Annotated in this window: 13 protein-coding genes and 1 pseudogene; 6 read left to right on the top strand and 8 right to left on the bottom strand. The window is 44.5% G+C overall.

The genetic code is table 11. From position 1 onward, the window contains the following. Positions 1 to 150 precede the first annotated feature (150 nt). Both lpcA and L2W36_RS19330 read left to right on the top strand, forming a co-directional pair. Complete coding sequence (gene lpcA, locus L2W36_RS19335) at positions 151 to 726, top strand: D-sedoheptulose 7-phosphate isomerase (RefSeq protein ID WP_236111244.1); 576 nt, start codon at positions 151 to 153, stop codon at positions 724 to 726. Positions 727 to 776: 50 nt separating this feature from the next. Continuing rightward, a complete protein-coding gene (locus tag L2W36_RS19330; RefSeq protein ID WP_006072837.1) occupies positions 777 to 1619 on the top strand; it encodes a class II glutamine amidotransferase in 843 nt (280 codons plus the stop codon). 84 nt (positions 1620 to 1703) lie between these two features. Here L2W36_RS19330 and purN read toward each other — a convergent pair whose 3' ends face one another. Together purN and purM are read right to left on the bottom strand one after the other, a co-directional pair. After that, the gene (gene purN / locus L2W36_RS19325) at positions 1704 to 2342 is read right to left on the bottom strand and encodes a phosphoribosylglycinamide formyltransferase (protein WP_006072838.1); all 639 of its coding nucleotides are present in this window, start codon (positions 2340 to 2342) and stop codon (positions 1704 to 1706) included. A gap of 4 nt (positions 2343 to 2346) precedes the next feature. Beyond that, a complete protein-coding gene (gene purM, locus L2W36_RS19320) occupies positions 2347 to 3387 on the bottom strand; it encodes a phosphoribosylformylglycinamidine cyclo-ligase (protein ID WP_031495244.1) in 1041 nt (346 codons plus the stop codon). A gap of 245 nt (positions 3388 to 3632) precedes the next feature. Between purM and upp the strand changes: the two genes are divergently transcribed. Next, entirely contained in the window at positions 3633 to 4259 is a 627-nt protein-coding gene (gene upp, locus L2W36_RS19315; RefSeq protein WP_006072840.1) for a uracil phosphoribosyltransferase, read from the top strand. Between the two features lie 66 nt (positions 4260 to 4325). Here the strand turns inward: upp and L2W36_RS19310 are convergent, their stop codons facing one another. Beyond that, positions 4326 to 5567: a uracil-xanthine permease family protein gene (locus tag L2W36_RS19310; RefSeq protein ID WP_006072841.1), complete on the bottom strand. Its 1242-nt coding sequence runs from the start codon at positions 5565 to 5567 to the stop codon at positions 4326 to 4328. Positions 5568 to 5841: 274 nt separating this feature from the next. Between L2W36_RS19310 and L2W36_RS19305 the strand changes: the two genes are divergently transcribed. Next, complete coding sequence (locus L2W36_RS19305; protein WP_164491427.1) at positions 5842 to 7062, top strand: DUF2066 domain-containing protein; 1221 nt, start codon at positions 5842 to 5844, stop codon at positions 7060 to 7062. 92 nt (positions 7063 to 7154) lie between these two features. Here the strand turns inward: L2W36_RS19305 and L2W36_RS19300 are convergent, their stop codons facing one another. The 4 genes from L2W36_RS19300 to L2W36_RS19285 are packed head-to-tail and all read right to left on the bottom strand — an operon-like array spanning position 7155 to position 9978. After that, positions 7155 to 7577 carry a DUF2069 domain-containing protein gene (locus L2W36_RS19300; protein WP_006072843.1) on the bottom strand — a complete coding sequence of 141 codons (423 nt, stop codon included), beginning with the start codon at positions 7575 to 7577 and terminating at the stop codon, positions 7155 to 7157. 7 nt (positions 7578 to 7584) lie between these two features. Next, the gene (wrbA, locus tag L2W36_RS19295; RefSeq protein ID WP_006072844.1) at positions 7585 to 8154 is read right to left on the bottom strand and encodes an NAD(P)H:quinone oxidoreductase; all 570 of its coding nucleotides are present in this window, start codon (positions 8152 to 8154) and stop codon (positions 7585 to 7587) included. Further along, a complete protein-coding gene (arsC, locus tag L2W36_RS19290) occupies positions 8154 to 8504 on the bottom strand; it encodes an arsenate reductase (glutaredoxin) (RefSeq protein ID WP_006072845.1) in 351 nt (116 codons plus the stop codon). The genes wrbA and arsC overlap by 1 nt, the downstream gene beginning before the upstream one ends. 22 nt (positions 8505 to 8526) lie before the next feature. After that, on the bottom strand, positions 8527 to 9978 hold the full coding sequence (locus L2W36_RS19285) for a beta-barrel assembly-enhancing protease (protein ID WP_006072846.1): 1452 nt from the start codon (positions 9976 to 9978) through the stop codon (positions 8527 to 8529). A 291-nt stretch (positions 9979 to 10269) separates the two neighbouring features. On the opposite strand from L2W36_RS19285, the gene L2W36_RS19280 reads away from it, so the two are divergent. Together L2W36_RS19280 and L2W36_RS19275 are read left to right on the top strand one after the other, a co-directional pair. Beyond that, positions 10270 to 10497 (top strand): sulfurtransferase TusA family protein, encoded by a 228-nt coding sequence (locus L2W36_RS19280; RefSeq protein WP_006072847.1) that lies wholly within the window; start codon positions 10270 to 10272, stop codon positions 10495 to 10497. A 3-nt stretch (positions 10498 to 10500) separates the two neighbouring features. Beyond that, the gene (locus L2W36_RS19275; RefSeq protein ID WP_124940166.1) at positions 10501 to 11571 is read left to right on the top strand and encodes an AI-2E family transporter; all 1071 of its coding nucleotides are present in this window, start codon (positions 10501 to 10503) and stop codon (positions 11569 to 11571) included. A gap of 77 nt (positions 11572 to 11648) precedes the next feature. Here L2W36_RS19275 and L2W36_RS19270 read toward each other — a convergent pair. After that, positions 11649 to 11795: pseudogene (locus L2W36_RS19270) on the bottom strand (thioredoxin-dependent thiol peroxidase); the annotation flags it as partial. Between the last annotated feature and the right edge of the window lie 238 nt (positions 11796 to 12033).

The following is a 12033-nucleotide window of genomic DNA, read 5'->3' as shown; positions in this document are numbered from 1 at the left end:
TTTCCCACCAGTTTCGAATGCGAAGCTATGAAAAACGAATCAGGGAGGGAGTTAGATGAGCCTATGCCTATCGACAGAATTGGGGGTTTATAGTTAAACTCAGGTAATCGCAACGACGCGTTGATGTCGGAAAATAAAGAGAATAAACCTATGTACCAAGATCTAATTAGAAACGAGCTTACTGAAGCGGCAGACGTACTAAACAAATTCCTGAGCGACGATCACAACATTGCGCAGATCGAAGCTGCAGCGAAAATGATTGCGGATTCATTCAAGCAAGACGGCAAGGTACTGTCTTGTGGTAACGGCGGTTCGCATTGTGACGCGATGCACTTTGCTGAAGAGCTAACAGGTCGCTATCGTGAGAACCGCCCAGGTTACGCTGGTATCGCTATTTCTGATCCAAGCCACCTTTCATGCGTTAGCAATGATTTTGGTTACGATTACGTATTTTCACGTTATGTGGAAGCAGTAGGTCGTTCTGGTGATGTTTTGTTTGGTCTTTCTACATCGGGTAACTCTGGCAACATTTTGAAAGCTATTGAAGTTGCCAAGGCAAAAGGCATGAAGACAATTGCCCTTACCGGTAAAGATGGTGGTCAAATGGCAGGTGTTGCTGATATTGAGATTCGCGTACCGCATTTTGGTTATGCGGATCGAATTCAAGAAGTACACATCAAGATCATTCATATTGTGATTCAATTGATTGAAAAAGAGATGGAATAATCTCAGTTTACTAGTGACATTATTGTGGAAGAAAAAGAGTAGGGAACTCAATGTGTGAATTGCTTGGCATGAGTGCAAATGTGCCAACAGATATCTGTTTCAGCTTTACCGGTTTGATTCAACGGGGTGGCAACACCGGTCCTCACAAAGATGGCTGGGGTATAACTTTTTATGAAGGGAAAGGTTTTAGAACCTTTAAAGATCCGCAACCGAGTTGTGATTCTAAAATAGCGGAGTTGGTTCAAAACTATCCGATAAAGAGTCGTGCAGTTGTTAGTCATATACGACAAGCGAACCGTGGTCAGGTTAATCTAGAAAATACGCACCCATTCACGCGTGAACTATGGGGGCGCTATTGGACATTCGCACACAATGGTCAGCTCAGTGACTATCAAGGGCTGGAAACTGGTCATTTTCGTCCAGTTGGCGAAACTGACAGTGAATTGTCATTTTGCTGGCTGCTGCGAAAATTGGATGAGCGCTTTCCTGAACCACCGCAAGACATGATGGCGATGTTCGCATACATTTCCGAATGTTGTGATGAGTTGCGAGAATACGGTGTCTACAACATGCTGTTGAGTGATGGTGAGTTTGTGATGACCTATTGCACTAACCATTTGTACTGGATCACGCGTAAAGCCCCATTTGGTAAAGCGACTTTACTTGATGAAGATGTGACGATTAACTTCCACGAAGAGACAACACCTAACGATGTGGTGACGGTTGTTGCGACTCAACCGCTGACTAGTAATGAGAGTTGGCATCGAATGAAGCCGGGTGAGTTTAACCTGTTTCATTTTGGGGAGTTAGTCGCCAGCAATGTTGATGAGTTAAAAGACGTGGAGTTTGCGGAGGCAAAGCCTGCAAGCCAAGCGCCTACTGAGCCGTTATAAGTCCACATCAAACTGGAACATAAGAAAAAAGCGAGTGATGGAATCACTCGCTTTTTTGATATTGACTCGTTGTGAGTTAGAGGGTTATTTGTCTGCGTAGCCTTGAGGGCCAAGTTCTAAACCATCCAACATCGCTTTGCTGCCATCCATAGATAAGCGGCCTTCGACGAACCATTTTACAACCAGCGGGTAGATCTTATGTTCCTGACTTTGAACACGCTGTTCTAGTGTTTCAATTGTATCATCATCGAATACCGGAACTTTAGCTTGCAAGATAATTGGACCACCATCTAGCTTCTCAGTAACAAAATGGATACTGGTGCCATGGTGTTCATCACAGTTATCAATTGCACGTTGATGTGTGTGCAAACCTGGATATTTTGGTAACAGTGAAGGGTGAATGTTGATCATTCGTCCCATGTAGTGGCGTACAAACTCGCCACTTAAGATACGCATGTAGCCTGCTAAGACCAATAAATCAGGTTTGTGCACGTCAATACGACGCATCAATTCAGCATCAAACGCTTCACGTGTTTCACTTAATTTTGGATCAAGGAACTCAGCCTCCGCTCCTGCTTTACGTGCACGTTCTAAGGCGAAAGCGGACTCTTTGTTTGAGAATACCGCTCGAACCTTGGCGTTTTCGATGGTGGACTCACAAGCGTCAATAATCGCCTGCAAGTTGGTACCATTTCCTGAAACTAAAACAACAATATTCTTCATGAAACTAATTGATCTCTACTTGCTCTTCACCAGCTTGTGCAGTCGCGATCTCACCAATTACCCATGCATTTTCGCCTTCAGCTTTTAATAGTTCAACTGCTGCCTCTGCCTGATCTTTTGGCAGAGCAACAATTAGACCTACACCACAGTTGAAGGTACGGTACATCTCAAATGTATCAACATTACCTTTCTGTTGTAGCCAGTTGAAGATTGCTGGCCATTCCCAGCTCTTGCCATCAATCACAGCTTTTGTTCCTTCAGGAAGTACGCGTGGGATATTTTCCCAGAAGCCACCACCTGTGATGTGTGAGATTGCATGGATATCGTGTTCAGCGATCATTTTCAGAGCTGATTTGATATAAATTTTCGTCGGTTCTAGTAAGTGTTCACCAATTGTGCGTTCACCTAGCATCTCGTTTTTATCTGCGCCAGATACTTCTAAGATCTTGCGTACAAGAGAGTAGCCATTTGAATGTGGACCACTTGAACCAACCGCGATAAGTGCGTCACCGGCAGCGACTTTTGTACCGTCGATAACTTCTGATTTTTCAACGACGCCGACACAGAAACCAGCAACGTCGTAGTCTTCACCTTCATACATACCAGGCATTTCAGCCGTTTCGCCACCAATCAGCGAACAACCAGCTTGGATACAACCTTCAGCGATACCAGATACAACATCAGCTGCAGTGTCTACGTCCAGTTTGCCTGTTGCGTAATAGTCGAGGAAGAACAATGGCTCTGCACCTTGAACAATCAAGTCATTCACACACATCGCAACCAAATCGATACCGATAGTGTCGTGTTTGTTCATATCTAGAGCTAGGCGCAGTTTGGTACCGACACCGTCTGTTCCAGATACGAGTACAGGCTCTTTGTATTTAGTTGGCAGCTCACATAAAGCACCAAATCCACCGATGCCTCCCATAACTTCAGGGCGACGAGTGCGCTTAACCGCGCCTTTAATACGGTCAACTAATGCGTTACCAGCATCAATATCTACACCAGCGTCTTTATAGCTTAGGGAAGTGTTGTTTCCGCTCACGGGACAGTCCTCGATAAATAAATGGATGTGAAAAGCGGCGCTATTCTAACAGGGGTTTAAACAAAAAGGAAAACGTTTGCGTAAGAAATTACAAACTATTTTTGAGTGAGGGTAATCTGTTGATATAGGCAGGTTTAAGCGAGTAAATATGCGGAAAAAACACCATTAACCTATAATCTTGACTGAAATAGCAAAAGAAACCATGTATAATTTGCAGGTTTTGTTAAAAATTGCCGGAGTAGGACATGAAAGTTGTTGAAGTTAAACACCCTCTTGTGAAGCACAAACTGGGTTTGATGCGTGAAGGGGACATCAGCACAAAGCGTTTCCGTGAACTTGCTACAGAAGTAGGTAGCCTGTTGACGTATGAAGCGACCGCAGACTTTGAAACTGAGAAAGTAACTATTGAAGGTTGGAATGGTCCTGTTGAAGTAGACCAAATCAAAGGTAAGAAAGTGACCGTAGTGCCAATTCTTCGTGCTGGTCTAGGTATGATGGATGGCGTGCTTGAGCACATGCCAAGTGCACGTATCAGTGTTGTTGGTATCTACCGTGATGAAGAAACGCTGGAGCCGGTACCTTACTTCAACAAGCTAGCGTCAAACATCGACGAGCGTATTGCGCTAGTTGTTGATCCAATGCTAGCAACGGGTGGTTCTATGATTGCAACCATCGACCTGTTGAAAGAAAAAGGCTGTAAAGCAATTAAAGTCTTGGTTCTTGTTGCTGCTCCAGAAGGCATCGAAGCACTAGAAAAAGCCCACCCAGATGTTGAGCTATATACTGCTGCTATCGATGAGTGTCTGAATGACAAAGGCTACATCGTTCCAGGTCTAGGTGATGCTGGCGATAAGATTTTCGGTACTCAATAATTAAGAGTCTGATGATTTAAGAAGAAAAAGGCTGACAAGTGTCAGCCTTTTTTGCGTTCAGAGCAATTAATCTTCCATTTGAGCGTTATCAACCATTTTATTCTCACCTAGGTCATGAGGAAGAATCTGGTTAAGAACAATCGCCACAATACCGCACAAACTCACACCTTGAAGGCTGAAGTCGCCAATACCAAATGCCATGCCGCCAATACCGAATACTAATGTGATAGCGACAATCACTAAGTTGCGGGATTTATGCAAATCAACATTGTTCTTAATCAGTGTATTCAGACCTACGGTAGCGATAGATCCAAACAGCAAGATCATGATGCCGCCCATCACAGGAACAGGGATGGTTTGTAAAATAGCACCAAGTTTACCTACCAATGCTAAGACGATCGCAGTCACTGCCGCCCAGGTCATGATAACTGGGTTGAACGCTTTGGTTAGCATCACAGCGCCGGTAACTTCGCTGTACGTCGTGTTTGGCGGAGCACCTACCATAGAGGCTGCGATTGTTGCTACGCCGTCACCTGTGATGGTGCGATGAAGCCCTGGCTTTTTCAAATAATCTTTACCAGTAACGTTCGAGATGGCTAGCATATCACCAACGTGTTCAACCGCTGGTGCAATCGCAACAGGTAACATGAACAGAATTGCATTGATGTTAAATTCGGGAGTAGTGAAGTTTGGCATCGACAGCCAAGACGCTTGAACAACAGGAGTAAAGTCAACGACACCAAATGCTAAACTAGTGATATATCCCGCCACGATTCCGCTGAAAATAGGCAGAAGCTTAAGGAAACCTTTTGCAAAGACACTGACAGCAATAGTCACTAATAGCGAAATTGACGAAATCCATAGTGCGGCATTACCGTTGACGAGTTCAATGGCGCCATCGCCAGTTTTACCCAATGCCATGTTTACAGCAACTGGCGCTAGGCCAAGACCAATCACCATAATAACCGGGCCTACTACAACAGGCGGTAATAGCTTGTGAATGATCTCCACGCCTTTTGCTTTGATAACGGCACCCATTATGACGTAAACAACACCTGCGGCCATCAAGCCACCCATAGTGGCACCGACGCCCCAAGTTTGAACACCGAACATGATCGGAGCGATGAAAGCAAAAGAAGACGCTAGAAAAATAGGAACGCTACGACGGGTGATTAATTGGAACAACAGTGTGCCCACACCAGCTCCAAACAGAGCAACGTTAGGATCTAACCCAGTAAGCAGCGGTACTAGGACTAAGGAACCAAACGCGACGAATAGCATTTGCGAACCTTGTAAGATAGTTTTCATAGTTTGATATCCAAGCAAATAGAAGTTTTCACCCAAGGGCTTTGGGCAAATTGGCGCGATAATATCACTTTGCAATCGATTACTTAATGATCTTGGTAAAAAATCTGGATTATTTGTTAGTAAAACTTCTATACAAGGCCAGATATCGTGCTTTGGATCTTGATGGATAGGGGCTGTGGCAAAAAATATTAACCAAACCTTGAAGCACTTGGCTTGCTCCTGAACTCATACTTGCTTATCATTTCGACTTATATCTTTGTAATTTAGGATGCTTATGCGTTATTTAGCTTGGTTGTTGGCAACAGTCTTTGTACTGCCAGCTTATGCACTGACCAAGGTTGATATTTACTCGACCGAAGTGGTGGTGAATTCTGAAGAACCGAACGCTGATGAAGTGGCTCGCCAGCAAGGCATGCTGGAAGTACTCATTAAAGCCAGTGGTGATTCGAAAGCTGCGGCTAATCCCGTGGTAAAGAAAGCACTAGGCAAGAGCTCTCAGTTCATTACACAGTTGGGTTACACGCGGCTAAATGGTGAGCAAGCATTAAGAATGACATTCAATAGTGAGCAAATTAACACCCTATTGAAGCAAGCTGATTTGTCGTCTTGGCCAATTGATCGCGCCAATGTCATGGTGTGGTTGGTTGAAGATGACGGTCGGGATCGCGCTATCACTTGGGAGCATACCAATTCTGAAGCGGCGAATCAGTTAAGAAAAGAAGCGAAACGACGTGGGCTTCCAGTAACGTTCCCTGTTGGCGACTTTGATGACATGACGGGAATTCAACCAACAGATTTGTGGGGAGGCTTTGTTGGCCCAATATCACAAGCAACTCAGCGTTATCCTGTAGATGCGGTGATGGTTGTAAGAGCTGAAGGTAGTAGTTTACGCTGGACACTATACGACCAAGCACCAGAAACCTTAGGTCGAAACCAGTTAGAGCCTATCACTGGTTCAGCGTCAGGTGGCGTTGCAATGGCTAACCTTATCGATCAAGTCAGTGACTATTACGCCTCTAAAAATGCAACAGTGATTAGCGGCGAAAGTGCAGGCACCGTTACTGTGTCTTTTACCGGTATGAAGAGTGCAGATGCGTTCTTTACTCTGGAACGTGCATTAGGGCGCTTAGCTTCGACGGCGAAAGTGGAAGTGGCTGAAGTTAAAGGTGATGAAGTCATTATCAGAGCTTACTTACTTGGTTCGATTGAGTCATTTGAACAAGAAGTACTTAAGCTTGGCTTAGTAAAGCTGGTTGAAGTTCTGCCGGAAGAAACTGTGGCTGAGCCTGCTCCTACAGCTGTACCTGCGACTTTACCTGAAGTCGATAGCTCAACGGCAAATCCTGAGGCGAATACTCCAGCTCAGCCCGATACCGCTGAACCAGCAACGGTGTCGTCGGTTGATGAGGTTAATGTGGCTACGGACTCATCAGAGTCTACAGCGTCTACATCTGGCCTAATCGCTAAGCCACAACTGACTTTTGAATGGCTATAATTAGCTGAGATGTAAATTTACAGATTAAAAAGGAGGCAATGCCTCCTTTTTTCTTGGTCTTGAAACAAGAACCTATCCTTCTTCTTCAAAGCCTACTCTTCGAAGCGTTGCTTTTCCTTTTTCTCTACCGAAGACAGTCTTGGCAGCTTAAGTCCAAGCTCCTTTCCTTTTAATCTGGCGTAGAGGATGTTTCCTGCGAAGGCCGAACAGGTGAGTAGAAGTTCTACTAATGCTAGCCAACGTTCTCCTTCATCGGCATAAAGCAGTGTTAGTGCATGCAGAAAATACAACATCAACACAAAGTTCGCCCAAGCGTGGGTATAAGGCTTTCCCGCGATAATACCCGGTAACGGTAATAGCAGCGGAATTATCCAAGCGATTGTAATCGCAGTGGGGCTAATGTGAGGGTGTGGAGACAAATAGCCGTGCCAAACAGTGACCCAAGTTAGCAATGCTAAGTTGGCTGCCAGTGCAAAGATGCGCATGGTTTTGGTTTTAAAAGGGATTGCTATCATGATTCCATTACTTCAATTTTCTGGCGGTTTGTGCCAAGCGTTTTCCTAACGCAAAAGCTAGCTCTGACTCTTCAATACTAAGTTGTGTGCTTGAATCTGCTACGTGTGATGCTCCGTAAGGCGTTCCACCGGTTGTCGTGGTATGTAACTGTGGCTCACTATAGGGAATACCTAAAATCATCATTCCGTGGTGTAACAGAGGAAGTAGCATACTCATGGCGGTGCTTTCTTGGCCGCCGTGCAATGAAGATGATGAGGTAAACACACAAGCGGGTTTATCGATTAGGTCTCCAGCGATCCATAAGCTGGTGGTTTGATCCCAAAAATGCTTCAAAGGAGCAGCCATGTTGCCAAACCAAACTGGACTCCCCATAGCTAAACCGTCGCATTGCTTTAGCTCCTTGATGGAGACAACCGGATCGCCACTGTTTGAGTCTGACTCTTTCGTCAACTCTTCCACTGTACGCAGAATGGCTTGGCATTGCTCGACTGATTCAACTCCTCGCGCTATTGCGCGAGCGAGTTGCTTGGTGCTTCCATGTCGACTGTAGTAAAGCACCAGAATTTGGCATGGCATTATAGAATGTCTAGCACTTGCTCAGGTGGGCGGCCGTGCTTTGCTTTACCGTTGCTGACCACTATAGGACGCTCGATTAGCTTTGGATTATCGAACATAGCCTGAAACAGTTGATCATCGGTCAGTGCTGGATCTGCTAGATTAAGTTCCTTGTAAATATCTTCTTTAGTACGCATCATCGCACGAACGCTTTCTAATTCCAGCTGACCAAAAATCTCTTTGAGCTTTTCTACTGTTGGTGGAGTATCTAGGTATTTAACTACTTCTGGTTGAATGCCTTTTTCTTCAAGAAGAGCAAGAGTTTGGCGGCTTTTAGAGCAACGTGGATTATGAAAAATGGTGACTGACATAGATGGCTATTCCTTTTTGGTTTTATTGTAATGCCATGAAACGGTCACGTTGTACCAGTAATTGGTCAATACGTGCGTCATAGCGAGCCTGTTTTAGGCTTCCTAACTCGGCCAGTTGACTAGCCTGAGAGTAAAGCTGAATAGATTTATCCCACTGAGCATTCAATGCCAAGATTTCAGCGCGTGCGGCGAGATCTTCGGCACTGTTGCCTAGTTTAATGTTAGCTTCCGATAACAAGTGCCAGCCATTAGTATCATTAGGGTGCTCGTGAGTGTATCGCTGGAGAACTTGAATTGAGTCTTTGTATTTTTCGCCCTTGAGTAGCGCGTTGGCGTAATTGATAGTGATGACTGGGTTATTAGGCTTAACAGTTAAGACTTCTTTCATCAGCTCGGCTGCCTTTTCAGGCCTCTTTTGAGCAATGTAAAGATCGGATGCTGCATCAAGATAGAAATTATTGTTTGGATCTTTCTTTAAAAGCTTGTCGAGTATCGCTTCAGCTTCATCGAGTTTATTTGTGTCTAGATACACTAGGGCTTTGCCGTATTCGAAAGAGTCCTGAATTTTCGGCCCGGCTTTACGAGCAGTTCGCTCGAACCAATCCATTGCCGAAGCGGACTTAATTCCAGCATAGCGGGCCACAATTCTAGCCCGAGCCAAGTGATAATTGATCGAAGGCTGTACTCGTAGTGGCGGATAGCTCTGAGCTCGCTCACGAGTGTCGGTAATACGATCTTCTGGAAGTGGGTGAGTCAGTAACATTGGTGGCGGCTTGCTTGCATAACGATATTCATCCGCAAGACGACCGAAGAAACGTGGCATATCGTTGACATCAAACTTTGCGCGAGCAAGAGTGGCAATGCCAAATCGGTCGGCCTCTTTTTCGTTACTGCGTGTATAGTTGATAGAAGCTTGCATCGAACCAGCGGTGGTCGCTGTGAGCGCTGCCATACCCGCTTGAGGGGAAGCAATCGCCAATAAGAGTGAACCAACAAGTGCTGCAACGGTAGCGGGTGAACGGCGAGCTTCGTCTTCCATTCTACGCGCTAAGTGGCGCTGAGTGACGTGGGCGATTTCGTGCGCCATAACGGAGGCCAGTTCGCTTTCAGTATGGGCGTGAAGGAACAGCCCCGTATGCAAAGCGACATAACCACCAAAGAATGCGAAAGCATTTATGTTACGGTCGCGTATCATAAAAAAGGTGAAAGGGGTCTTTACATCATTAGCACTGGAAACCAATCGATGGCCAATAGAGTCAACGTACTCGTTGAGCACTGGGTCATTAACAATTGGAGAGCTAGCGCGAATCATCCGCATATACGCATCACCATAAATAAGTTCTTGATCTATGGTCAACGTTGCCCCTGCTGCAGTTCCGATATCAGGAAGATCGAGTTCGGCATAGGCAACTTGAGGGACGCTTAATGCGGTAGCAACGCATAGGCAAATCAATGAACGGGCGCGTTTCAACATACGACTGAGGTGACTCCTTAAAATGTGGTAGTTTTGACCATGAAATCCTAACTTGGTTTCCTACCTTATCCTCTTGCCACTCATTTTTGCATACGGAACTGGGATAGGAAAGGTTTTCTCATTCTCGGGCTTAGCTGTATTTTGTTATCTCTGGTTTGTGTGAATATCCATTATTCATAGTTTCTGTAACACTTACTGGTTGGGTATGCTATCAAAAGTCTTTACAATGGATGACTTTGAGAGATTCGTAGCGTATATGTTTAGTTTCAACGCTGTTCAAATGGAAAGTGTATGACCGATATACATCTAGACTTAGTGGAAGAACGATGCCCGATGTCATTACTCTTGGTCAAGCGCGCTTTTAAACAGATTGAAATAGGGCAACTATTGTCGGTGAGATTAATCGACAAACACTCAGTCTCAGACGTCCTTCAATACTTATCTATCCAGAATGCGGCAATACATCATAGGATTGAAGGTGAAGTGAGCGTTATCAATATTCGTAAACAGGATGATTAATTGATGCTAGATATGGTCCGTCGTTGGTATAAGCGACGTTTTTCAGACCCAGATGCAGTGAGCTTGGTAGTAATTCTGTTATTTGGATTTATTACCATCTACTTCTTCGGTAATTTGATTGCTCCGCTATTGGTGGCGATTGTTTTGGCGTACTTATTAGAGTGGCCGGTTAGCAAACTATGCGCACTTGGTGTACCGAGAACCCTATCAGTAGTAGCGGTCATCCTCCTCTTCATCAGTTTAATGCTGTTAGCAATTTTTGGTTTAGTACCAACAATTTGGAATCAGGTTGGAAACTTGCTGAATGATATTCCAAATATGTATAACGGCATGCAGCAGTTTGTTGCAACGATACCTGAACGATATCCTGATCTCGCTGAGATTCATTTAGTCGAAACCATTATGGGTAACGTGAAAGATAAAGTTCTCGTTTTAGGTGAAAATGTAGTGAAAGGCTCTCTGGCATCGCTCGTTAGTTTAGCGGCGCTAGCGGTATATTTGATTTTAGTACCGTTACTGGTTTTCTTCTTATTAAAAGATAAAGAAGAGATGGTCAGCATGGCGAGCGGCGTTTTACCTCGTAACCGTCGTCTAGCGAATAAAGTTTGGATCGAGATGAACCAGCAAATTTCTAACTACATTCGTGGTAAGGTATTGGAGATCTTGATTGTTGGTACAGTAAGTTATGTCACTTTTGCTATTCTAGATCTTCGTTATTCGGTCTTGTTGGCCGTGTTGGTTGGTTTCTCAGTACTTATCCCTTATATCGGTGCAGCAGCCGTTACGGTTCCCGTTGCTATGGTGGGTCTGTTCCAATGGGGCTTAGCACCACAATTTTACTGGTTACTTGTAGCATACGGTATTATCCAAGCGTTGGATGGTAATGTTCTTGTACCAGTACTCTTCTCTGAAGCGGTGAATTTACACCCGGTAGCAATTATCGTTGCGGTCTTGGTATTTGGTGGATTATGGGGCTTCTGGGGAGTGTTCTTTGCCATACCATTGGCAACGCTAGTTAAAGCGGTTTGGAATGCACTACCAAGTCATGATGATGGCACTCAGCACGCCACTTAGCTATCTGAAAAGAGTAAAAAAGCCTCGCTAAACAAGCGAGGCTTTTTTGAATTGAATGTCCCGAACTACAAGGTGTATTAAGATGCTTTGTCGTTCAAGTAATCAAGCACTACTTCGTGGTGAGTTTTAGTCTTGAACTTATTAAATACATGCTCAATCACACCTTCTTCATTGATTAAGAAGCTGATACGGTGCAAGCCATCATAGACTTTGCCCATAAATTCACACCCTTGGAAATTTAATGAGACAGAAGTTTCGACGGCTGTTGACAAATTCTATCTTTAACAGTGAGTTAGGCTAATGATTTATCTTTTTGGACTTCAATTATAGCAGTTGTCATATTTTTTTGTAAATTGGGCTGATTTTGACGCTTTTTCAAGCGAAAACTTGTCATAAAAACTGAGACGTTGCTATCTGGTGAAGATGATAGTCATTGCGATGGGATCGCTTGTTGATAACAAA

The organism is Vibrio sp. McD22-P3 (genome assembly GCF_021568915.1).
Classification (GTDB): Bacteria; Pseudomonadota; Gammaproteobacteria; order Enterobacterales; family Vibrionaceae; genus Vibrio; species Vibrio mediterranei.
The sequence above is the reverse complement of the archived record's forward strand: the minus strand, read 5'-3'. Positions and strand labels throughout refer to the sequence as shown.